This window comes from Rhizobium sp. 25PS6, assembly GCF_032464655.1.
Classification (GTDB): domain Bacteria; phylum Pseudomonadota; class Alphaproteobacteria; order Rhizobiales; family Rhizobiaceae; genus Rhizobium; species Rhizobium laguerreae.
In genome coordinates this window covers 21,430-43,025 of the sequence record NZ_JAWDIV010000014.1, presented here as the reverse complement: position 1 = coordinate 43,025, position 21,596 = coordinate 21,430, and the positions used below count along the sequence as shown (strand labels likewise).

Genomic DNA, 21,596 nt, shown 5'->3' with positions numbered 1-21,596 from the left:
CCCGTACCCAATACCGTTATCAGCGGCGATGAAGGAAAATTGTGAAATGCCGCCCCGGCTGGTTACGGGGCCGGCGGAAACGACCTTAGATGACGTAGGCCTTCAACGGGTCGAAACCGTTGAAAGCGACCGCCGAATAGGTCGTCGTATAGGCGCCGGTGCCTTCGATCAGGACCTCGTCGCCGATCGAAAGGGAGATCGGCAGCGGATAGAGGTTCTTCTCGTAGAGCACGTCGGCCGAATCGCAGGTCGGACCGGCAATGACGCAGGGCTCCATCTCGTCGCCGTCGTGTTCCGTACGGATCGGATAGCGGATGGCTTCATCCATCGTCTCGGCGAGACCGCCGAACTTGCCGATGTCGAGGAAGACCCAGCGGGCATCGTCATTGTCCGACTTCTTCGAAATCAGAACGACTTCCGCCTTGATGACACCGGCATTGCCGACCATGCCGCGGCCCGGCTCGATGATCGTCTGCGGGATCTGGTTGCCGAAATGCGTGCGCAGCGCCTGGTAGATCGACTTGCCGTAAGCTTCTGCGGACGGAACGTCACGCAGGTACTTGGTCGGGAAGCCGCCGCCCATGTTGACCATCTGCAGGTGGATGCCCTGCTTGGCAAGCGATACGAAGACGCGCTTGGCATCGGCGAGCGCCGAATCCCAGGCATCGACCTTGGTCATCTGCGAACCGACATGGAACGAGACGCCATAGGACTGAAGGCCAAGCTGATGGGCGTAGACGAGAACGTCGACAGCCATCTGCGGAACGCAGCCGAACTTGCGCGACAGCGGCCATTCGGCGCCTTCGCCATCCGTGAGCACGCGGCAGAAGACACGGGCGCCGGGAGCGGCGCGCGAAATCTTCTCGACTTCCTCGTGGCTGTCGACCGCAAAGAGGCTGACGCCGAGCGCATGCGCGCGGGCAACGTCACGTTCCTTCTTGATCGTGTTGCCATAGGAGATGCGGGCGGCGGTCGCACCGGCTTCGAGCGCCATTTCGATTTCGGCAACGGATGCGCAATCGAAATTGGAGCCGAGGCCTGCGAGCAGCTTCAGCACTTCCGGGGCCGGGTTGGCCTTGACGGCATAATAGATGGCGCTGTCCGGCATGGCGTGACGGAAGGCGTGGAAATTGTCGCGAACGACGTCGAGGTCAACCACGAGGCAGGGACCATCGGGACGTCGGGTTGCGAGAAAGTCGCGGATGCGCTGAGTGGTCATATCGATTCCCTCTTCCAATTCCAGAACTCCGGCATGAACCGGAGGACAAAGGGCATACGATAGCTCGCATTGGAACCAGCCGGTGGAGACCCCGGAACCATAGCAAGCGCTCGATGCGCAGATAGTGAACCAACGCCGCGATGCGGTGTAAGTTCGGCTTTGTCTGCCATGGATTGGAGGGAGAATCCCAACCGCACTTCCGGCAATGATGGTGTGCCTCTTCAGTAACCCCCGCTGATGGAAAGCAGGGAGAGAACAAAAAGGCCCGCACCGTCGTTGCTTCAGGCGTCCTCGCATTTTCCGGTTGGCCGGAATAGCGACTGGAGGGGTTAATTCCAGGTACCTTACCGATTTCCTCACCAATTCGAGGGTTCGGCGGACACCCATGGGCACGTGCGACTTTGGGCTGAGTGGGAAATAAGAATATTCGCCTTCATAATCAAGCGATTTTTTGATCTCAGGGCTAAAAAAATTATTGAACAAGACGAGCCAATTTGTTCAACATTCCGAAACAGCCTGAGGGGTGCCATGGATACCTTGACCCGCATACGCGCCTTCATCGATGTCGTCGAGGCCGAAGGTTTCTCCGCTGCGGCACGGCGCACCGGCCGCTCGAAGGCGCTGCTCTCCAAATATGTGCGCGAGTTGGAGGACGAGCTCGGTGCGCTGCTGCTCAACCGCACCACCCGTCAGTTCTCGATGACCGAGGCCGGCCATACCTATTACCGCACCGCCTCCGATATCCTGAAGGAGATCGACAACCTCGCCGATCTCGTGCGTGAAAACAATGCGCAACTCAAGGGACGGCTGCGCATCTCGGTGCCGCGCACCTTTGTCGATGCCGATGTCGGCCAGTCGCTGATCGACTTCGCCAAGGAGAACCCGGACCTTTCGCTGGAGATCGCCGCCGACGACCGGTTCGTCGATCTGATCGAGGAAGGTTTCGACGTGGCGATCCGCATCACCAAGCTCGAAGATTCCGGCATGATCGCCCGCAAGATCTCGGATTTCCGCATCCATATCTGCGCTACCCCTGAATTTCTCGAGCGCTATCCCGATCTCGATCACCCGACGGCCCTTTCGAACGTCCCTTTCATCGTCGATACCAATGCGCGCACCCAGGCGAGCATCCGCTTCCACAATCCTGACAACACCTCGTTCGCCGTCGCCGTTTCCGGACCGATAGAGGTGAACAGCCCGCATGCGACATTACGCGCAGCACTGGCCGGCATCGGCGTAGCCTTCATCCCGGATTTCATCGCCCGCAAGCCAATCGAGAGCGGCGAACTGGTGACCCTGTTCAACGATTACATCCCCACCGACCGCGGCATCTATGCCGTTTACCCGCACCGGCGCTACCTGCCGGCCAAGGTGAGGATTTTCGTCGATTACCTGCACAACTGGTTCAAGAAGCACCCATGATGCGACAACAGATTCCATGTTGATTCACATGGCTGAGACGATCGGACGGCGACGATCGGGGATCCGCCAGTGAAGCCCGTCCCAATTCCGTCCCAATTTCTGGCAAGAAGTCAGGGTCACCGAACAGAGCAGCGGAATAGATGAAACATTCGACGATACTGATGGCGGCGCTTCTTTCGCTGGCGCCGGCCGCCGCCTTTGCCCATCCGCACATCTTCGTGGAAGCGCGCCTCGAAGTCGTCGCCAGCAAGGACGGCAGTGTCGAGGAGCTGCGCAATGTCTGGCGCTTCGACGAGGTCTTTTCGTCCTCCGTCGTCATGGATTTCGACAAGAACACCGACCTGAAGCTGGAGCCGAACGAGCTCGCGGAGGTCGGAAAGACGGTGAAGCAGTCGCTTGCCGACTACGATTACTACATGAACCTGACGATCAACGGGAAGAACATCACCGTCCAGAAGCCTGACATCATCCATGTCGACTACAAGGAAGGTCAACTGCTGATGTTCTTTGCGGTGAAGCCGGTGGAGAAGATGCCACTCAAGGGCAGGCTCAGCTTCGGCGTCTATGACCCGACGCTCTATACCTCGATCGACTTTCCCACGGACGGTGAGCTCGCGATCGTCGGAGACGGCTTCAAGGCCTGCAAACATCAGGTAGTGCGGCCCGATGCCGACCAGGTGATATCGGAAAACAAACAGTCGCTGACGGACGCTTTCTTCAACGATCCCACCGGCACCAACATGTCCAAACTCTTCGCCACCCGGCTGGAGGTCACATGCTGACAAAACGCCTGCCCCTCATTTTTTCCGCAGTCGTCCTCGCGCTCCTGGCGGCGGCAAGTCTCGCCCATGCGCAATCTCCGCTTGGCATCGGCACGGCGGAGCCGAGCTTCCAGCCGACCGGCGGTCCGCTCGCACCGCTTTTGCTCTATGTGAATTATGAACAGCAGGCCTTCTACCGGGCGCTGACCGGCGCCTTGAAGGCGATGCGTCAAGACCCATGGCAACTGGCATCGCTGATCGGCCTGTCCTTCGCCTACGGCGTCTTCCATGCAGCCGGCCCGGGCCACGGCAAGGCGGTCATCTCCTCCTATATGATTGCCAACGAGATCGAGCTGAAGCGCGGCGTGATGATTTCCTTCATTTCGGCCTTCATCCAGGGCGTGGTGGCGGTAGCGCTGGTCGGCGGCGCCTGGTTGGTGTTGCGCGGCACCGGCATCACGCTGACGGCAGCGACCCACGCGATGGAGATCGCCAGCTTCATCATGGTCATCCTGTTCGGCGGCTGGCTGCTGTTTCGCAAACTGCGCTCGATAGCCGGCAATATGCCACGGCGCCGGCTGATGGCGACGCCTGCCGGCCCGGTCAGCATGATGCTCGACTGGAAGGATAATGCAGCCGAACGCCAGGCCTATGCCTTCAACGGCAAGGCGCAGGCTGTCGAAGCCGGCCACACCTTTGTTCCCGGCATGGTCTGCGAGACCTGCGGCAATGCCCACGTGCCCGACCCGGCCCTGCTCGGCGGCGATAAGTTCAGCGTCCGCGAGGCCTGGTCGGCAATCGTTGCCGTCGGTCTGCGCCCCTGTTCCGGCGCCTTGCTGGTCATGACCTTCTCACTGCTGAACGGGCTCTATCTCGGCGGCGTGCTGTCGATCGTCGCCATGTCGCTCGGCACGGCGATTACCGTTTCCCTACTTGCCACACTTGCCGTCACTGCCAAGAGCGCGGCCGTCCGCCTCTCCGGACGCGGCTCGACCGCCTCGATCTGGGTCGGCAATGCCATCGAAATCCTCGGCGCCGTGCTCGTCATGCTGATGGGCGCCCTGCTGCTTGGGGCCTCGCTGTAGGGTTAAACCTATTTCCCCCGGCTGCGCTGGTAACGCGCCCGCAACCAGAAGACAGCGAAAAACGCCATGATCAGGCAGACGCCGACGACGATCGCCAACGTCGGCGAGAAGTTGCCGATCCACAGAACGATGGTCGGCAGAAAATAGATGACCAGCGCAGCGCTAAGCAGGATGATGCCGGCGGCGGTCGCCTGCGAGCGGCTTTCCGGGCTCATACGAGCCTTTCCTTTTCGAGATCGGCGCGGATATCCTGCAGGCGGCGGATCTGATTGCCCTCGGCGTCGAAATTCGCGGGGGAAAGCCATGCTTCGAAGGCATCGTTGATCACCGGCCATTCGGCATCGATCATCGAGAACCAGGCGGTGTCGCGGTTGCGATGCTTGGAGATCATGTGCTGGCGGAAGACCCCTTCGAAGCTGAAGCCGTAACGCGCGGCCGTCGTCTTGCTCGCCTCGTTCTTATTGTCGCATTTCCATTCGTAGCGGCGGTAGCCGAGATCCTCGAAGACGTGCTTGGCCATCAGGTAATGCGCCTCGGTCGAAAGCGGCGACCGCTTCATCTCGGCCCCGTGCGCCACTCCGCCGATCTCGACGACGCCGTTTGCCGGGTCGGCGCGCATGTAGTTCGCCATGCCGACAATCTTGCCGGTGGCGTTGTCGCGGAAGATATGGGTGAGCCAGCCGGACTTGGTATTGACGGTTTCCAGCCAGCTGGCGAAATCGTCGATACCGGAGAAATCGTCCTGCGCGAAATAGAGAAGCAGCGGGTTGATGCCCATGCCGCCGAGCCCGTCCCACAGCGCCTCGAGATGTTCCGCGCGCCGATAGGGTTCAACCGTGACGAAACGGCCCTTCAGCGTCACCGGCTTCGGCGCCGGGCAGCCCTTGAAATTTGCAAGATCGCGCATGTTCACTCCCCTTTTCGGAAGAGTGGATAGGCCAGCCGCCCGACAAAGGCAACCGGCCTAGATGTCACTGTGACAAGGTCACCTTGGCGGACGACACCGTCGCCTCGATATGGTCGACCAGCTGGTCGGCGAGGCCGAGGCGGCCGGCGAGCAGGTCGAGATAACCGCGCTCGGCGCGTGAATCCGGCTCGATGGTGAGCCGCGAGGCGGTGTAGAGCTCGACGCGCTGTTCTTCCGTCACCGCGGCGGCCACGAGCGCATCGATATCCGTCGGCGAGGCGAGTTCATGCTCGATGAAGGCCGCAGCCTCGCCGCTGACATCGGCGGCCTTGACCTTCTCCATGATGAGGGCGCGTTCGGCATCGTCGATATGGCCGTCGGCCTTGGCGGCGGCAATCATCGCGCGGATCAGCACCAGGGCGAATTCATTGCTGCCGGCAGGCGACGTCGGCCCGAAACCGGATTCGGCAGGCGGCGGCAGAAGCACCGGATTATTGGCCGACGGTGCATCGGAAGGGGCAGCGGGGGCCTGCCCGGCCTGGTAATTCTTGTAGGCTTGGTAACCGAGGCCGGCAATCGCGGCAAGACCGCCGATCGCCAGTGCATTGCCGGCAATACTGCGGCCGGTCTTGGTGCCGAGGAGCGCGGCAGCAATGGCACCGGTCTTCATCGGATTGTTCCTGGCCGTCTGAACGGCATCACCCGCCCTGTCGCGGACCGAGCCGCCGAGACCCGGCACCTGCGAACCCAAGAACTGGTCGAGAAGCTTTTTTGCGTCGAACATTCCTCGTCATCTCCCTGTTGAAACTGGAGGAGTACATAGGTTTGCGACGGCTGAAATACAAACTTGGGGAGCGGGATTGAGCCATGAGGCTCACCCGCCCTTGCCGAAACTCAGGCCTTCAGCGCCGCCGCCTCTGCCGCGAGCTTGGTAATGCCGGCCCAGTCGCCGGCCGCGACCAGTTCCTTTGGCGCCACCCACGAGCCGCCGACGCAAATGACGTTCGGCAGCGAGAGATAATCATTGGCATTCTTCAGCGAAATACCGCCGGTCGGGCAAAACAGCGTGCCGGCAAGCGGCGAGGACAGCGCCTTGAGATAGGCGGCGCCGCCAGCCTGCTCGGCCGGGAAGAATTTCAGCACCTGGTAGCCTTCTTCGCGCAGCGCCATGACTTCGCTGGCGGTCGCAGCGCCCGGAAGCAGCGGCACGTCGGAATCGGCGGCGGCATCGAGCAGTTCCTGCGTCGTGCCCGGGCTGACGATGAACTTCGAACCGGCCTCGACGGCGGCTTCCCAATGGGCGACATTGAGGATAGTGCCGGCGCCGACTTCGGCCCCCTCGACCTCTGCGGCGACAGCGCGCACGGCCTCGAGCGCCGCCGGCGTGCGCATGGTGATCTCGATCGCCTTCAGGCCGCCCGCGACGAGCGCACGGGCCAGCGGCACCGCCGTCTTCGCATCGTCGACGATCAAGACCGGAACGACAGGCTGGAGTTTCAGGATGGAAAGGAGCTTCTCTGTTTTCTCGCCCATGGTCGCGCGACCTCCTTGAAACGATTGAATTCGGACCCCGAATAACGCCCCCGCGGAACCTTGTCGAGATAAAACCGGGTCGCATGCCGAGAAGGGTATGAAATGCGTGGAAATTGGGCTACCGTGCCGCAATCGTCACAAAAGGTTCACCGGTATGGCGAAAGAGATCGAGCGGAAGTTTCTTGTGCGCAGCGATGGATGGCGTTCCGCCGTCGAGACGAAGTCTATCCTCAGGCAGGGTTATATTGCCTCGATGGACGACCGCTCCGTCCGGGTGCGCATCCTCGACGGCAGGAAGGCGAAACTGACGATCAAGATCGGCCGCAGCGCCATCACTCGTGACGAATTCGAATATGACATCCCGATCGCCGATGCCGAAGAGCTGTTGCAGAACGCGATCGGCGTCGTCATCGAGAAGACGCGCCATCGCGTTCCGCATGAGGATTTCGTCTGGGAAGTCGACGTCTTCACCGGCGAGCACCGCGGACTGGTGATCGCAGAGGTGGAGATGACGGCAGAAACTGATGATCCGCCCCTGCCTACCTGGCTCGGCCGCGAAGTGACCGGCGATTTCCGCTATTCCAATCAGGCCCTTGCCACAGAATACGGGCACGACAGGCATGGCCTATCGCATTCGGCCTGACGCCGATTTCACCAAGGCATTCCGCAGCGTCGCGACGGAGCAGCTGGAACGAGCCGTCACTTTCCTTGAGGAACGCCCGGACGGCGCGCATGAGGCGATCCATTCTTTCCGCAAGAACCTGAAACGGCTGCGCTCGCTCTACCGCCTCGTGGCCCGCGAGGTGCCGGATTTTCAGGCCCAGGAAAACGCAAGGCTGCGCGATACCGCACGCTCGCTTTCGGCGATCCGCGACGCTGCCGCCCTCATCGGCACCGCGGAATATCTGCAGCACGCAGCCCGCGGAAAAGAGGAGAGCGAGGCGCTCGGCCGCATCGTCACCATTCTCGAAGGACGCCGTGACTGGATGGTGCAGGCCGAAAGCGGCCTGGAACAGCGGCTCGCGGAAACCTCCGACGTTCTGAAGGAAGCGATCACCGCCCTGGATGCCGTCTCCTTTGATGGCGGCCACCGCAAGAATGCCCGCATACTGGCAAAGAGCTGGCGACGCACGGCGCGGAAGGCGAAGACCGCGCTTGCGGCTTGCCATGGCGAGGCATCGGCCGACGTTTTCCACGATCTGCGCAAACGCACCTACGACTATCGGCTCTACCATGCGCTTTTGCGTGACGTCTGGCCGGGCGCGATGAAGGCCAAGCGCGATGCGGCCAAGGAACTTGTCGAGGATCTCGGCCACATCCACGATCTCACCGTGCTCTCCGAACTGGTCGAGGCCGAACCGCAGCTCTTCACCCGCAATGACGACCTGGCGCATCTGCTCGACATCATCATCTTCCGCCAGCAGGAAGACCGTCGGCAAGCGCTGGTCAAAGCCGAAGCGGTCTTCGCCGATGATGCCGACGAGGAAGCCCAGCGCATCGAGCTTCTCTGGTTGATGGCTGGAAACTGAGAGAAGGCCGCCACTGGCGAAGGCAATTGCGCGGCCCACCGATTTTCTGTATTTCCGGCCTATGACCGACAGCCTGACACACACCAGCCCGTTCCTCGTGGCCGCACTCTACCATTTCGTTTCCGTGCCGCACTTTGCCGGCCTGCAGGCGCCGTTGCAGACGCTTTGCGAGGAGAACGGCGTCAAGGGAACGCTGCTTCTGGCGCATGAAGGCATCAACGGCACGATCGCAGGCCCGGATGCCGGCATTCACGTCGTGCTCGCTTTCCTGCGCGCCCAGCCGGAATTTTCGGGCCTGGAGCACAAGGAAAGCCGCGCCTCGAAAATGCCCTTCCTGCGCATGAAGGTGAAGCTGAAGAAGGAAATCGTCACCATGGGCGTCGAAGATATCGACCCCAACAAGGTGGTCGGCACCTATGTGGCTGCCAAGGACTGGAACGCGCTGATTTCCGACCCCGACACCATCGTCATCGACACCCGCAACGACTACGAGACGGCGATCGGAACCTTCCGCGGTGCGCTCGACCCGAAGACCAAGAGCTTCCGTGAGTTTCCGGAATGGGTGCGTCAGAATCCCGGTCTGCACAACAAGCCGAAGGTCGCCATGTACTGCACCGGCGGCATACGCTGCGAGAAGGCCACCGCCTTCATGAAGGCTGAGGGCTTCGACGAGGTCTATCATCTGAAGGGCGGCATCCTGAAATATCTGGAGGAAGTGCCGAAGGAGGAAAGCCTCTGGGATGGCGCCTGCTTCGTCTTCGACGAGCGCGTGTCCGTCGAGCACGGTTTGAAGGAAGGCGAACACCGGCTCTGCCACGCCTGCCGCAACCCGATCACCGCCGAGGAGATCACCTCGCCGCTTTACGAGGAAGGCGTTTCCTGCAGCCACTGCTACCACGCGCGCACGGACGAGGACCGGCTGCGCTACCGTCAGCGGCAGCACCAGATCGCTCTCGCGAGAAAACGCGGCCAGCGACATATCGGCAGCTGAGCCGGATTCTGTGTGGATCAAGTTTGCTTTCTGAAGATCAGGCCGCCGGTCAGGCTGCGCCGATGCGACGCCGGCCTGTCGGCTCCGCTGCGCGTCGCTCGTTCAGCATCTCGGTGATAAGGTCTGATGTCACGGGCTTTCCGAACCAATAGCCCTGCAGGCAGTCACAGCCGAAGAGGCGCATGGCGATCGCCTGCTCCTCGGTCTCGATACCTTCGGCCGTCACCGGAATATCGAGCGAACGGGCAAGTGCTACCGTCGCCTGCAGCATCTCGCGCTGGCGTCTGTCCTCGTTCACACCCATGACCAGCGAGCGATCGATCTTGATGCGGTCGAAGCCGAACTGCCTGAGATAGCCGATCGAAGAGAAGCCGGAACCGAAATCGTCGAGCGCCACCTTGACCCCCAACCCCTTCAGTCGGTCGATCGACTGGCGGGTGCGCTGCGGATTCTGGATCATGTAGCCTTCGGTGATCTCAAGCGTGATGCGGCCGGCCTCGGTCTCCGTCTGCTTCAGCACGTAGCGCACATAGTCGCTAAAGGCGGGATTGCGGAACTGGCCGGGCGAGACATTGACCGAGACATTGAGTTCCGGCCATTGCTTGGCCGTCTCGCAGGCCTTGCGCAGTACGAACAGGCCGAGCGATTCGATGAGGCCGCTGGTCTCGGCAATCGGGATGAACAGCTCGGGCGAAACAGGACCATGGCCCGGGCGGTTCCAGCGCACCAGAGCCTCGACGCCGGTCATCGCATGTGTGCTCGCATCGATCAGCGGCTGGTAGGCGAGCGTCAGGTCGCCGCTTTCGATCGCCATCCGAAGATCGAGCTCCAGCGCATTACGCTGCTCCCGATCCGCATCCATCGACGGATCATAGAGCATCATCCGCGCGCGGCCGGCCTCCTTCGCTTTGTACATGGCAAGGTCGGAGCGGCGGACCAGCTCTTCGCGCCCGACCGCACCCAAAGGCGACATGGCGATGCCGATACTGGCTCCGACGACGACCACGCGGCGGCCGATCTCTAGCGGCTCGACCAGAAAATCGAGGATCTGTTCGGCAAGCTGCAGGGCGGCGGCATTCTCGCTGTCGGAGAGAAAGGCGATCGCAAATTCATCGCCGCCGATGCGCGCGAGAACCGCACCCTGCGGAATGAGCACAGCGAGCCCGGCCGCGACCGCACGGATCAGCTGGTCACCGGTGCCGTGGCCATAACTATCATTGACTTCCTTGAAGCCATCAAGATCAAGATAGAGGAGCAGCACGTTGCGCTTGGCCTGGCATGCCTCGACGACAAAGCGATCGACGGCGAGCCCGAGACCATCGCGGTTGGAAAGACCGCTCAACCTGTCGCGCAACGCCTCCTCGCGGGCGCTGCCTTCCTCTGCCCTCAGGCGGCGGCCGGCAAGCCAGCCGATGACCAGCAGCACTACGAAGAACAATCCGACGAGGCCGAGAGCCTGGATGACCATCGGCCGCACCTGAGCATAGGCGATATCGCCGGGTGAACGCGAGGTCCAGACGAGCTTGCCGAGCGTTGCCCCCGTCGGATCGACGATCGGTACGCGATAGTCGGCAGCAAAACTCGGCGGCGCCAGCCTCAGCCCGCCGATGACATAGGTCTGGCCGAGCGCGGTCACTCTGTCGTCATCGAGATGGCGGGCGAAAACAAGATAGCGGCGCTGGCCGACGGGCGCATCCAGCGCACCGGACTTTTCCCGCACCAATGCCACGCCGACAGCGGCAATGCCGCGTTTGGTGGTGACGAAGCCGACCGCTTGAGGACGATCGGCCGGGCCGGCCGCCTTCACCCTGTCGAGCAGGACCCAGAGCGACGGCGCGAAGAAATCCGTGAGCGGCTCCTCCATCGGTTTGCCGTCGCGATAGGTCATGATCGCCTTCTTCTCGCCATCGATGACGATCGCCACGTCAAACAGCGAGCTATTGACCGACATCTCGCCGTAATTGCTCACCGTCCAGGCCATACCGTCCGGCGCGTAGACGTTGGCGGCGGCATCGTCCCAGGCGGCATAATCGTCGAGCGTCGCGCCGAGCTGATCCTCGAATGTCTTCACCGCGCCGATCGTCGTTTCGCGCGAGCGCTCGTCATCGAGGAGATTGGCGTTTTCGGTCACGCGTTCGAGTGCCGTCAGCACCATGACGGTGACGACGGCGACGATGACCGCGAAGGAGAAAAGTACGCCGGTGACGGTAATGTGACGGCCTATTCCCGATCCCTTGCTCTGCGACTTTCCGACTGCCTGCATAACAGCTCCCTGACCGGTGCACTTTGCCAGCCAAGGGTTCAAAAACGTTTAAACAACCGCCTGTTGCACGTGTCTGACGATCGATTTTTGTCCGTGCCGCCGGTGGTCGCGAAATTGACGGCAAGCAGCGTCAGCTTGCCGTGCCGCCGGACGGGCAAGTTCAAAAGGCGCCTGGATCAAGTGCCCGCTGGAGTAATTGCGCTAACCCGCTTTGTGATTGCCCTTCGGGAACTGAGCCGCCAGTTCGCGATACCACTTGCCGCTCTTTTTTACCGTGCGTAACTGCGTCTGATAATCGACATGGACGAGGCCGAAGCGCATGCGGTAGCCTTCCGCCCATTCGAAATTGTCCATCAGGCTCCAGGCGAAATAGCCGCGCAGGGGATAGCCGTCCTTGACGAGGTCGGCCACGACGTCGAGGTGATCGCCGAGATAGTCGACACGCATCACATCGTCGACCTCGCCGTCGACGACATCGGTATTGTCGCAGGCGCCGTTCTCGGTGATGTAGCATTCCGGCAGGTCGTAGCGCCGGTAGAGGTCCTCGACCGAGAGCTTCAGGCCCGGCGCATAGATTTCCCAGCCGATATCGGTCTTGACGTCGCTTGCCGGCGGCGCTTCCACCGTCCAGGGGAAATCGCCCTTGCGTTCGGCATCGTCGGTGACCCGCTCGGGCTTATAATAGTTCAGGCCCCACCAGTCGAGTTTCTGGCTGATGAGTTTCAGATCGCCATCCTCGATGACGGGCATGCGATCGCCGAGCGCTTCGACGAATTCCTTGGGATACTCACCCTTGAAGACGGGGTCGAAGAAAGCGCCGTTGTGGAACTGATGCGCTCGCTCGGTGGCGGCGCGATCGGCCGGGCTGTCGGAGCCGGGAATGATCGAGGCGGCATTGAGCACGAGGCCGACCGGCACATTGGGGGCTTCCGAGCGAATCGCCTCGACGCCGAGGCCGTGTGCCAGGTTCATGTAATGCATGGCGTGAAGGGCGGCCTGCATGTTGCGCTCGCCCGGAGCATGGATGCCGTAGAGGTGGCTGAGCCAGACGATGCACCAGGGCTCGTTGAAGGTGGCGACACTGTCAAGGCGATCCCCCAAGCGGTTCATCACCGTCTTGGCGTAGCGCTGATAGGCGTAGGCGGTCGAGCGCGCAGTCCAGCCGCCCTCGCCGGCGAGCAGCAGAGGTAGGTCCCAATGGTAGAGTGTCGCGAAGGTCTTGATGCCCCGCGCCTTGCAGCCGTCAACCAGCCGGTCGTAGAAATCGAGGCCGGCCTCGTTTACCGGACCCGTACCGTCGGGGATAATGCGCGGCCAGGCGATCGAGAACCTGTAGGCTTCGACACCCATCTCCTTGATGAGATCGAGGTCCTGCTCCAGGCGATTGTAGTGGTCGCAGGCAACGTCGCCGTTATCGCGATTATGGACGCGGCCGGGCATATTGCAGAAAGCATCCCAGATGGATGGCTTGCGGCCATCGGCCTTGCTGGCGCCTTCAATCTGGAAGGCGGCGGTGGCAACGCCGAAAGTGAAGTCGCCGGGAAAGCGCTCCGCGAGTTTCTTCGGATCGATCATCTGCAAATCCTATCTCTCAGGTTCAGCCGTTTGCGCCGGATTTAGCCAAGCCCGAGTGCAAAGTACAGGCTGGCGGCGAGAAAATCTGCAACGTTGCAGGAGGAAAAACAGAACAGCTGCAACGCCGCTCCCTATCCGGCAACCACCCTCATAACGGCATTGTCAGCAGTCGTGACTTGGCCGTTGAGACGGAGATCCTTACACGGGAAATGGAATCACAAATGTGAAAGGAATCCAATGCTCTCTTCGTTCCATTCGCTGCAGCCTCATCTGCTGAGCCTGTTGCGCATCGTCTCGTCACTCGTGCTTTTCAGCTACGGAACACAGAAAATCCTGCATTTTCCGGCTGCGGCAAGCGTGCCGCCCGCGGGCTCGCTTTCCTGGATTGCCGGGCTGCTCGAACTCACCTTCGGCTTCCTGGTCCTGGTGGGATTCCAGACTCGTATCGCAGCCTTCGTGCTCTCGGGCCTGATGGCCTTCGCCTATTTCATCGGGCACGCGTCGAAGGGCATCTATCCTGCGCAGAACGGCGGCGTCGCGGCGATCCTGTTCTGCTTCGTGTTTCTTTATCTGGTGGCGGCAGGTGCCGGACCGTTGAGCGTCGACAATCTGCTGAAGCGCGGGCGCACTGCTACTGCCTGACCAAATAAACAAAATGCCGAGACGGCTTGACCCCGCCTCGGCGCTTTCATGGCGCAATCCAGATCGTTAATTCAGACCTTGACCCAGGCGCCGTTCTTCTTCGAAGACGCGACGCAGGCTTCGACGAAAGCCACACCCTTCACGCCGTCATCGACTGTGGGGTAGACCACTGCCTTGTCGACGGCCTTGCCCTTTTTGCGGGCGTTGATCGCATGTGCGGCTTCCGTATAGATCGTCGCGAAGGCTTCGAGATAACCTTCCGGATGCCCGGATGGCACGCGCGTGACACGGCCGGCAGCCGCGCCTGAACCGGCGCCGCCCCGGGTGATCAGCCGCTTCGACTCGCCGAAAGGCGTGTACCACAAGTAGTTCGGGTCCTTCTGGGTCCATTCGAGCCCGCCCTTGGTGCCGTAGACGCGGACCATCAGGCCGTTCTCGTGGCCCGGTGCCACCTGGCTGCACCAGAGCATGCCTTTGGCCGGCTTCTCCGAGCCCTTCGCCTTGAAGCGCAGCATGACATGCGCGTTATCGTCCAGCCGGCGGCCGGGAACGAAGCTGTCGAGATCGGCAGCGAGGCTGTCGAGCTCCAGGCCAGTGATGAAGGCGGCGAGATTATAGGCATGCGTACCGATATCGCCCGTCGAGCCGCCGACGCCGGACTGTGCCGGATCGGTGCGCCAGGCAGCCTGTTTCTGGCCGGTTTGCTCGACCGCTTCCGTCAGCCAGTCCTGCGGATATTCGGCCTGGACGACGCGGATGTCGCCGAGTTCGCCATTCGCGATCATCTCCCGCGCCTGGCGGACCATCGGATAGCCGGTGTAATTATGAGTCAGCACGAACAGCGCGCCGCTCTCGTCGGCGATCTTCTTCAGCTTCTTCGCGTCGGCAAGGTTGGACGTCAGCGGCTTGTCGCAGATGACATGGATGCCGCGCTTCAGGAATTCCTTGGCTGCATCGTAATGCACATGGTTCGGCGTGACGATCGCCACCGCCTCGATGCCGTTCTTCAGCTTCGCCTCGCGGATTGCCATCTCGCGGTAGCTGGAATAGGTCCGCGACGGATCGAGGCCGAGGTCGCGGCCGGATGCGATCGCCTTTTCGGACGAAGCCGACAGCGCGCCGGCGATGAGATCGTACTGATCGTCGATGCGTGCCGCGATACGGTGCACCGCGCCGATAAACGCGCCCGCGCCGCCGCCCACCATACCGAGCCGGATGCGCGGCTCGCGGGTCTGTTCGGATGATGCTTCGATTGCCATTGATTCCTCCTGAAATTTGAACTTGGTGCGGAATGCCCCCTCATCCGACTGCCGCCACCTTCTCCCTGCTCGCGGGGAGAAGGTGTATGCCGCGGCGTCTTTTCCGCTCTCGACGCTTGGTCGGGCAAGTCCCCTCGCCCCGTTTACGGGGAGAGGGTCAGGGTGAGGGGCAACCAACCAATATGAACTGATTTAGGAAAGCCCCAGCATCCGCCGATTGGCCGCCTGGTCTGTGCCGCTGCCGGCGAAATCGTCGAAGGCTTTCTCGGTGACGCGGATGATATGGGCGGCAACGAATTCGGCGCCTTCGCGGGCACCGTCCTCCGGATGCTTCAGCGCACATTCCCATTCGACCACCGCCCAGCCGTCGAAATTATTCGCCGTCATCTTCGAAAACACCGCGCCGAAATCGACCTGGCCGTCGCCGAGAGAGCGGAACCGGCCGGCGCGTTCGACCCAGCCCTGATAGCCGCCGTAGACGCCCTGGCGTCCGGTCGGATTGAACTCCGCATCCTTGACGTGGAACATCTTGATGCGGTCCTTGTAGATGTCGATATTGTCGAGATAATCGAGGCACTGCAGGACATAGTGCGAGGGATCGTAGAGCATGTTGGCGCGCGGATGGTTCTTCACCCGCTCTAGGAACATCTCGAAGGTGATGCCGTCATGCAGGTCCTCGCCCGGGTGGATCTCGTAGCAGACGTCGATACCGTTCTCGTCCGCATGGTTGAGGATCGGCGTCCAGCGGCGGGCAAGCTCGTCGAAGGCAGTCTCGACCAGACCGGCAGGACGCTGCGGCCAGGGATAGATGAAGGGCCAGGCAAGCGCGCCGGAGAAGGTCGCATGCGCCGTAAGCCCGAGGTTCTTGGATGCGGTCAGCGCCATCTTGACCTGCTCGACCGCCCATTCCTGACGCGCTTTCGGATTGCCACGCACCTCCGGTGCAGCAAACCCGTCGAAGGCTTCGTCATAGGCCGGGTGAACGGCGACGAGCTGGCCTTGCAGATGGGTGGAGAGTTCGGTGATCTCGATGCCGTTTTCGCGCGCCTTGCCGGCGAATTCGTCGCAATAAGCCTTGGATGTGGCAGCCTTCTTCAGATCGATCAGCTGGCTGGCCCAGGTCGGCACCTGGACGCCCTTGTATCCGATGTCGGCCGCCCATCTGGTGATGGCGTCCCACGAATTGAAAGGAGCAGTATCGCCCGCGAACTGGCCAAGGAAAAGGCCGGGGCCCTTGATCGTCTTCATGTCAGATTCCTCCCTGAATATCGACCGTAAACGTTTCTGAAGTGTTGTAGCACGCTATTTGGCGGGAGCAAGGCGCCTCCTCGCCCTTGCGTCGAATTTGGCGCGAGGCCAAATGCGATATGGCTGCGAGCTAATCATGATGGGCTTTGGCGGGCAAGAGGTACGTGCAGCATTTTCGGCCAGCCGCTGTATGGAAGCATAAAAAATGCGCCCATCCTTTCGAATGGGCGCTTGTCTCAAGTCGATGGATTAGAACGGCGAATCCGGGAAATAGAAGTCCTTGGCATTCTCCTTGGTGACGAGCGTCGCATCCAGAATGTAGCTGCCATGAACCGGAACCTGATCGTAGAGGGCCGCCGCCGTCAGCTCCATTGCCGTGCCGACCATTGCCGGCGGATAGAGAACGTCGACGGGGATCATCTTGTCGCCGTCCATGACCTTCTTGACCATGTCCTTGGAGCCGGCGCCGGCGACGACATACTTGATGTCTGTGCGCTTGGCCTGCTCGATCGCCTGAAGAACGCCGACGGCCATGTCGTCGTCCTGGCACCATACGACGTCGATCTTCTGGTACTTGGTCAGGTAGTCCTGCATGACCTTGAAGGCATCGTCGCGGTTCCAGTTGCCATATTGGCGGTCGAGAACCTTGACGTTCGAGCCGGCAATGCCCTTATCGAAGCCGTCCTGGCGCTGCTGATCGATCGGGATCGGCAGACCGCGGATGATGACCACTTCGGCGTCCGGCGTCGTGTCCTTGATGTACTTGCCGGCGACTTCGCCGAGAGCCGGGTTGTTGCCGGCGACATAAAGGTCGCGCACGGAATTGTCGTTGTTGCTCGGCGCGCGGTCGACGAGGGCGACGAACTTGCCTTTGGCCTTGACTTCCTTGATGGCGTTGACGAGCGGATCCGGGTCCGACGGCAGGATGACGAGGGCGTCGATGCCTTGCGTATCGAGATCCTGCACGGCGTTGGCCTGGCTGGCGGCGTCCGGCGAGGTCTTGACGATGACGTTGAGACCGGGATGTTCGGCCATCAGAAGCTTGGCGACGCGTTCGGCATGGAACACGACGCCCGACGTCCAACCGTGGTCGGCGGCCGGAATGGATACGCCGATCGTGAATTTCTTGTCCTGGGCGTGAGCGGCGCCGGCGAACGTCACCGCCGCAACCGCCAGACCCAACATCAATTTACGCATGCTATTTCCTCCCAATAAGGTCAGGGACTTTTCCATACGGGACCGGACGCCCTGTAAGTCCGGTCAATTCATGATTTGGCAATTCAGGCTTTGCGCACCAGCGAGCGCTGGACGAACATGGCGATGATGATGATTGCACCCTGGATGGCGCCGATCAGATACTCGCTGATGAAATTCGAAAGCAGCATGATGTTGCCGACCAATTCGAGAATAAAGGCGCCGCAGATCGTGCCCCAGACCCTGCCCGCGCCACCCTTGAGCGCCGTGCCGCCAACGACGACGGCGGTGATCGCCTGCAGTTCCCACAGGATACCTGTCGTCGCCGAGGTCGAGCCAAGACGGGGAACGTAGAGCAGCACGGCAATGGCGACGCACAATCCCTGGATGACGAAGGCAATCGTCCGCACACGGTTGACCGCGATGCCCGAATAGCGGGCGACATCGCTGTTTGATCCGACCGCGACGACGTGGCGCCCGTAACGGGTGCGGTAGAGGATGAAGGCAGCAACCGCCGTCACCGCCAGGATCACTACGATCGGCACCGGTATGCCGGCGATATTGCCGAAATAAGCAGGGCGATAGAGCGTCTGGATATCCGCGGAGCGAAGCGTGATCGCGCCGCCCTGCGACAGCCATGTCGTCAGGCCGCGATAGATGCCCATCGTGCCGAGCGTCGCGATGAACGGCTCGATCCTGCCGACCGTCGTGATCAGGCCGTTCGCCAGGCCGCAGAGTGCGCCGGCAACCATGGTGAAGACGACCGCGACCACCAGCATCAAAGCAGGGTTTTCGATGGCGCCTGAGTTCATCAGCAGGATCATCAGGCTGGCGACGAAGGCCACCATCGAGCCCACCGACAGGTCGAGATCCCCCGCCGATATCACGAAGGTCGCACCGACCGCGATAATGGCGATGAAGGCGCTGCGCGTCGCGACATTGGCAAGGTTGGTGATGCCGATGAAATTAGGATTGACCAAGGCTCCGACGATCAGCAGCAGCGCCAGGGCGACAAAGGGCGCGACCGCACGCAGGTCGACATCCCGCCAGGATCGGCGCCGGATTTCCCTGGTCTCCTCGTTGACACTCATTTCCAAAACCAACCTCCCGTCCCATATTTTCTGGGAATCTTATCTGTCACCCTGATCGGTAAAGCCCTGCTTCAGCCTTCAGGCAGCTGCCTTCTTCTTGAGCCCGGCGGCGTAACGCATGATCTCCTGCTCGGAAATCTCCTCGCCCTCGAGCACGCCGACGATACGCCCTTCGCGCATCACCGCCACTCTCGTGCAGAGGCCGATGACCTCCGGCATCTCCGACGACACGACGATGATTGACCGGCCGTCCCGGGCGAGTGCCGAGATGAAATGATAGATCTGCTGCTTGGTGCCCACATCGATGCCGCGCGTCGGCTCGTCGATGATGATGATCTGAGGTTCGGTCTCCATGACCTTGGCGAGCAGCAACTTCTGCTGGTTCCCCCCCGACATCCGGCCGGCGACGATATTGCTGTCGCGAACCCTGATATCGAAGCGGCGTTTGGCCTTTGCCATCGCGGCCGCCTCGCTGCCCGGGCTGAGATAACCGTGGCGAGCGTGCCTTCCAAGCGATTGCAGTGTCAGATTGGTCACCATGCCGGAGCGCAGCAAGAGGCCTTTCGACTTGCGGTCCTTGGTCATATAGGCGAGCCCGCAGCGATTGGCGGCATGGACGTCGCCGGAGGGAACCGTTTCGCCCTTGATGACCACCTCGCCCTCGAGACGGGTCCGCAACCCGGCGATTGCTTCCATCAGCTCGGTGCGGCCGGAGCCGATCATGCCTGAAAAACCGATGATCTCGCCCTTGCGCACCTCGAAGCTCGCGTCATTCACATAGCCCGTGGACAACGACGCGACCCTGAGGACAATCTCCTCGTCGATATCAGGCTCGACCTTGGCGGGATAGAGGCTGGAGAGTTCGCGGCCGACCATCAGCTGCGCGATCGATTCTCCGTCCAGAACGGATGTCGGTGAAGTCTTGATCCATTGGCCATCGCGAAGGACGGTGACCCGGTCGGTCAACTCCATCACTTCGTCGAGTTTGTGGGACACGAAGACGAAGCTGGTACCCTGGTCGCGAAGTTTGCGAACCTGCTTGAACAGCATGCTGGTCTCTTCACTCGACAGCACTGCTGTCGGTTCGTCCATGAACACCACCCGCGCATCGCGGCTGATTGCCTTGGCGATTTCGACCATCTGCTTGTCGGCGATGGAAAGTGTGCTGATCAGCGCATTCTCATCAACATGCGAACCGAGCACATTGAGAACCTTGCGTGTCTCCGACCGCATATATTTGCGATCGAGCACGCCGAAGCGCGTGACTTCGCGCCCGAGAAAAAGGCTCTCCGTCACGGTCAAATGTTCGGCGAGGTTGAATTCCTGGTGAATGATGACGATGCCGAGCGCCTCGGCGGCGCCATTCGGCGGCAGGACGACCGGCTTGCCGTCGAGCAGTATTTCGCCGGAACTCGGCTGTTCGAAACCGGACAATACCTTGACAAGCGTGGATTTTCCGGCGCCATTTTCACCCATGAGTGCATGGATTTCGCCGGCGCGGAGATCGAAGTTCACGCTGAAGAGAACCTGCACTCCACTGAAGGATTTGCATATGCGCCTGGCGGACAGCACCACGGGTGCGGTGTCGGCAGCTTCCACAGTCATCCGGTCCTCCCAAAGCGGCATCCCACCCGCTCTGGGGCTTATGTAAACCTTTACATACATCATGTAAAGGTTTACATCGTTGATTTACACAGATCAGTTGAAGCATGCCTTTGACCTCTCGACAAGTCTGTGTAGTGTCGCGGCGAAGACAGCCCCAAGGCAGAGCCAAGTGTCGAATTCCACGCCCGCAACCATCGAAGACGTCGCCCGGATCGCCGAGGTCTCCATCGCGACGGTTTCCCGGGCAATCCACATGCCGGAGAAGGTCGCCAACTCCACCCGCCTCAAGGTCAACCAGGCGATCGCCATCACCGGCTATACGACCAACGCCATGGCGCGCAGCCTGAGGCTTGGCCGCTCCAACATGATCCTCGTCGTGGCGCCCGATATCGGCGATCCCAATTTCTCCAACATTCTCGTCGGGCTGGAAAACGAAGCGCGAGCTCACGGCTACGGCATCCTGATCGGCCACACGCAGAACGATGCGCAGCGCGGTCTGGAATATCTGAAATTCTTCAATTCCAACCAGGCGGCCGGATTGATCCTGTTCACCGGCATCCTGCCCTTCGGGCATCAGACCATGACCGCGCGGCTGCCGCCGAGCGTCGGCGTTTTCGAGCCCGTCTTCAACGGCGGCATTCCCTATGTCGGCGTCGACGACACCGAGGGCGCTCGCAAAGCGGTGGATCTGCTGCTGGCCGAAGGGCATCGCAAGATCGCCTTCATCGGCGATTCGCGCACCCGGCTTGCCTATACCAGACGCCGCATGGGTTACGATGCCGGTCTCGACGCAGCAGGCATCCCGCCCGACACCAGGATCGTGCTCGAAGGCGACGGCACGATCGAAAGCGGGCGGCATGCGGTCGAACAGCTTTTCATGCGCGACACGCTTCCAACCGCCTTCATGTGCGTGAACGACCAGACGGCGATCGGCGTCATGATTGGTCTCGGCGCGCGAGGCTACGACATTCCGCGGGATTTCTCGGTGACCGGTTTCGACGACGTGCCGCAGGCCGTCTTCATATCCCCACCGCTGACCACGGTCCGCCAGCCGAGAACGGCAATCGGCAAGCAGGCAATGGCGCTGCTGCTGGAACTTCTGTCCGATGGCCGGCCGGCCGAAACGGAAATCCTGCTGAGGCCGGATCTGGTGGTTCGGAACTCAGTCTCGGCGCCGTCGCGCAACTGGTCGAAGCGTTGAACCCATATCGCTGAGCGCTTAAGGCGCATTTAGCCGGCAAAATTGCGCCGGCGACCAATGGCCGCCGACGC

Annotated in this window: 20 protein-coding genes; 8 read left to right on the top strand and 12 right to left on the bottom strand. The window is 61.4% G+C overall.

Annotated features, from left to right (window positions below; genetic code table 11):
- Positions 1-85 precede the first annotated feature (85 nt).
- Positions 86-1,219 (bottom strand): ornithine/lysine decarboxylase, encoded by a 1,134-nt coding sequence (gene odc2 / locus RWK44_RS20520; protein ID WP_003542992.1) that lies wholly within the window; start codon positions 1,217-1,219, stop codon positions 86-88.
- Between the two features lie 528 nt (positions 1,220-1,747).
- Here odc2 and RWK44_RS20515 point away from each other — a divergent pair.
- From RWK44_RS20515 to RWK44_RS20505, 3 genes are all read left to right on the top strand, one after another.
- Positions 1,748-2,641 (top strand): LysR family transcriptional regulator, encoded by an 894-nt coding sequence (locus tag RWK44_RS20515; protein WP_065281301.1) that lies wholly within the window; start codon positions 1,748-1,750, stop codon positions 2,639-2,641.
- A 140-nt stretch (positions 2,642-2,781) separates the two neighbouring features.
- Entirely contained in the window at positions 2,782-3,423 is a 642-nt protein-coding gene (locus tag RWK44_RS20510; protein ID WP_221946850.1) for a DUF1007 family protein, read from the top strand.
- On the top strand, positions 3,417-4,487 hold the full coding sequence (locus RWK44_RS20505; protein WP_316029317.1) for a nickel/cobalt transporter: 1,071 nt from the start codon (positions 3,417-3,419) through the stop codon (positions 4,485-4,487). Before RWK44_RS20510 ends, RWK44_RS20505 begins: the two co-directional genes overlap by 7 nt.
- An 8-nt stretch (positions 4,488-4,495) precedes the next feature.
- On the opposite strand, the gene RWK44_RS20500 is transcribed toward RWK44_RS20505, so the two are convergent.
- The 4 genes from RWK44_RS20500 to RWK44_RS20485 form a co-directional block, all read right to left on the bottom strand.
- Complete coding sequence (locus tag RWK44_RS20500) at positions 4,496-4,702, bottom strand: hypothetical protein (protein WP_017962148.1); 207 nt, start codon at positions 4,700-4,702, stop codon at positions 4,496-4,498.
- Positions 4,699-5,394 carry a GNAT family N-acetyltransferase gene (locus RWK44_RS20495; RefSeq protein ID WP_131661244.1) on the bottom strand — a complete coding sequence of 232 codons (696 nt, stop codon included), beginning with the start codon at positions 5,392-5,394 and terminating at the stop codon, positions 4,699-4,701. The genes RWK44_RS20500 and RWK44_RS20495 overlap by 4 nt, the downstream gene beginning before the upstream one ends.
- A gap of 64 nt (positions 5,395-5,458) precedes the next feature.
- Positions 5,459-6,178: a tellurite resistance TerB family protein gene (locus RWK44_RS20490; RefSeq protein ID WP_020051681.1), complete on the bottom strand. Its 720-nt coding sequence runs from the start codon at positions 6,176-6,178 to the stop codon at positions 5,459-5,461.
- Between the two features lie 110 nt (positions 6,179-6,288).
- A complete protein-coding gene (locus tag RWK44_RS20485; protein ID WP_003543005.1) occupies positions 6,289-6,927 on the bottom strand; it encodes a 2-dehydro-3-deoxy-phosphogluconate aldolase in 639 nt (212 codons plus the stop codon).
- A gap of 154 nt (positions 6,928-7,081) precedes the next feature.
- On the opposite strand from RWK44_RS20485, the gene RWK44_RS20480 reads away from it, so the two are divergent.
- From RWK44_RS20480 to trhO, 3 genes are all read left to right on the top strand, one after another.
- Positions 7,082-7,570, top strand: a complete 489-nt coding sequence (locus tag RWK44_RS20480) for a CYTH domain-containing protein (RefSeq protein WP_131664451.1) — start codon at positions 7,082-7,084, stop codon at positions 7,568-7,570.
- Complete coding sequence (locus tag RWK44_RS20475; RefSeq protein ID WP_222061797.1) at positions 7,548-8,456, top strand: CHAD domain-containing protein; 909 nt, start codon at positions 7,548-7,550, stop codon at positions 8,454-8,456. The genes RWK44_RS20480 and RWK44_RS20475 overlap by 23 nt, the downstream gene beginning before the upstream one ends.
- A gap of 61 nt (positions 8,457-8,517) precedes the next feature.
- Positions 8,518-9,447, top strand: coding sequence for an oxygen-dependent tRNA uridine(34) hydroxylase TrhO (trhO, locus tag RWK44_RS20470; RefSeq protein ID WP_222061795.1), 930 nt, complete (start codon positions 8,518-8,520; stop codon positions 9,445-9,447).
- A gap of 49 nt (positions 9,448-9,496) precedes the next feature.
- Here the strand turns inward: trhO and RWK44_RS20465 are convergent, their stop codons facing one another.
- The gene (locus RWK44_RS20465; RefSeq protein WP_221999777.1) at positions 9,497-11,710 is read right to left on the bottom strand and encodes a putative bifunctional diguanylate cyclase/phosphodiesterase; all 2,214 of its coding nucleotides are present in this window, start codon (positions 11,708-11,710) and stop codon (positions 9,497-9,499) included.
- Positions 11,711-11,911: 201 nt separating this feature from the next.
- Positions 11,912-13,285 carry a GH1 family beta-glucosidase gene (locus tag RWK44_RS20460; RefSeq protein WP_222010919.1) on the bottom strand — a complete coding sequence of 458 codons (1,374 nt, stop codon included), beginning with the start codon at positions 13,283-13,285 and terminating at the stop codon, positions 11,912-11,914.
- 237 nt (positions 13,286-13,522) lie between these two features.
- On the opposite strand from RWK44_RS20460, the gene RWK44_RS20455 reads away from it, so the two are divergent.
- Positions 13,523-13,927, top strand: a complete 405-nt coding sequence (locus RWK44_RS20455; protein ID WP_077979448.1) for a DoxX family protein — start codon at positions 13,523-13,525, stop codon at positions 13,925-13,927.
- A gap of 71 nt (positions 13,928-13,998) precedes the next feature.
- On the opposite strand, the gene RWK44_RS20450 is transcribed toward RWK44_RS20455, so the two are convergent.
- The 5 genes from RWK44_RS20450 to RWK44_RS20430 form a co-directional block, all read right to left on the bottom strand.
- Positions 13,999-15,186: a Gfo/Idh/MocA family protein gene (locus tag RWK44_RS20450; protein WP_221958632.1), complete on the bottom strand. Its 1,188-nt coding sequence runs from the start codon at positions 15,184-15,186 to the stop codon at positions 13,999-14,001.
- 192 nt (positions 15,187-15,378) lie between these two features.
- Positions 15,379-16,434, bottom strand: a complete 1,056-nt coding sequence (locus RWK44_RS20445) for a sugar phosphate isomerase/epimerase family protein (protein ID WP_168256397.1) — start codon at positions 16,432-16,434, stop codon at positions 15,379-15,381.
- A gap of 249 nt (positions 16,435-16,683) precedes the next feature.
- Complete coding sequence (locus tag RWK44_RS20440) at positions 16,684-17,631, bottom strand: substrate-binding domain-containing protein (protein WP_025396077.1); 948 nt, start codon at positions 17,629-17,631, stop codon at positions 16,684-16,686.
- Positions 17,632-17,714: 83 nt separating this feature from the next.
- Positions 17,715-18,719 (bottom strand): ABC transporter permease, encoded by a 1,005-nt coding sequence (locus RWK44_RS20435; protein ID WP_025396078.1) that lies wholly within the window; start codon positions 18,717-18,719, stop codon positions 17,715-17,717.
- 78 nt (positions 18,720-18,797) lie between these two features.
- Positions 18,798-20,324 carry a sugar ABC transporter ATP-binding protein gene (locus RWK44_RS20430; RefSeq protein ID WP_077979446.1) on the bottom strand — a complete coding sequence of 509 codons (1,527 nt, stop codon included), beginning with the start codon at positions 20,322-20,324 and terminating at the stop codon, positions 18,798-18,800.
- Between the two features lie 169 nt (positions 20,325-20,493).
- On the opposite strand from RWK44_RS20430, the gene RWK44_RS20425 reads away from it, so the two are divergent.
- A complete protein-coding gene (locus RWK44_RS20425; RefSeq protein WP_077979445.1) occupies positions 20,494-21,525 on the top strand; it encodes a LacI family DNA-binding transcriptional regulator in 1,032 nt (343 codons plus the stop codon).
- Positions 21,526-21,596 lie beyond the last annotated feature (71 nt).

Excerpts from the sequence above, each read along its gene's own strand:
- RWK44_RS20490 (WP_020051681.1), bottom strand. The coding sequence starts at position 6,178 with ATGTTCGACGCAAAAAAGCTTCTCGACCAGTTCTTGGGTTCGCAGGTG.
- RWK44_RS20510 (WP_221946850.1), top strand. The coding sequence starts at position 2,782 with ATGAAACATTCGACGATACTGATGGCGGCGCTTCTTTCGCTGGCGCCG.
- RWK44_RS20495 (WP_131661244.1), bottom strand. The coding sequence starts at position 5,394 with ATGCGCGATCTTGCAAATTTCAAGGGCTGCCCGGCGCCGAAGCCGGTG.
- RWK44_RS20480 (WP_131664451.1), top strand. The coding sequence starts at position 7,082 with ATGGCGAAAGAGATCGAGCGGAAGTTTCTTGTGCGCAGCGATGGATGG.
- RWK44_RS20515 (WP_065281301.1), top strand. The coding sequence starts at position 1,748 with ATGGATACCTTGACCCGCATACGCGCCTTCATCGATGTCGTCGAGGCC.
- RWK44_RS20475 (WP_222061797.1), top strand. The coding sequence starts at position 7,548 with ATGGCCTATCGCATTCGGCCTGACGCCGATTTCACCAAGGCATTCCGC.
- RWK44_RS20485 (WP_003543005.1), bottom strand. The coding sequence starts at position 6,927 with ATGGGCGAGAAAACAGAGAAGCTCCTTTCCATCCTGAAACTCCAGCCT.
- RWK44_RS20460 (WP_222010919.1), bottom strand. The coding sequence starts at position 13,285 with ATGATCGATCCGAAGAAACTCGCGGAGCGCTTTCCCGGCGACTTCACT.
- RWK44_RS20450 (WP_221958632.1), bottom strand. The coding sequence starts at position 15,186 with ATGGCAATCGAAGCATCATCCGAACAGACCCGCGAGCCGCGCATCCGG.
- trhO (WP_222061795.1), top strand. The coding sequence starts at position 8,518 with ATGACCGACAGCCTGACACACACCAGCCCGTTCCTCGTGGCCGCACTC.
- RWK44_RS20505 (WP_316029317.1), top strand. The coding sequence starts at position 3,417 with ATGCTGACAAAACGCCTGCCCCTCATTTTTTCCGCAGTCGTCCTCGCG.
- RWK44_RS20445 (WP_168256397.1), bottom strand. The coding sequence starts at position 16,434 with ATGAAGACGATCAAGGGCCCCGGCCTTTTCCTTGGCCAGTTCGCGGGC.
- RWK44_RS20440 (WP_025396077.1), bottom strand. The coding sequence starts at position 17,631 with ATGCGTAAATTGATGTTGGGTCTGGCGGTTGCGGCGGTGACGTTCGCC.
- RWK44_RS20500 (WP_017962148.1), bottom strand. The coding sequence starts at position 4,702 with ATGAGCCCGGAAAGCCGCTCGCAGGCGACCGCCGCCGGCATCATCCTG.
- odc2 (WP_003542992.1), bottom strand. The coding sequence starts at position 1,219 with ATGACCACTCAGCGCATCCGCGACTTTCTCGCAACCCGACGTCCCGAT.
- RWK44_RS20430 (WP_077979446.1), bottom strand. The coding sequence starts at position 20,324 with ATGACTGTGGAAGCTGCCGACACCGCACCCGTGGTGCTGTCCGCCAGG.
- RWK44_RS20455 (WP_077979448.1), top strand. The coding sequence starts at position 13,523 with ATGCTCTCTTCGTTCCATTCGCTGCAGCCTCATCTGCTGAGCCTGTTG.
- RWK44_RS20435 (WP_025396078.1), bottom strand. The coding sequence starts at position 18,719 with ATGAGTGTCAACGAGGAGACCAGGGAAATCCGGCGCCGATCCTGGCGG.
- RWK44_RS20465 (WP_221999777.1), bottom strand. The coding sequence starts at position 11,710 with ATGCAGGCAGTCGGAAAGTCGCAGAGCAAGGGATCGGGAATAGGCCGT.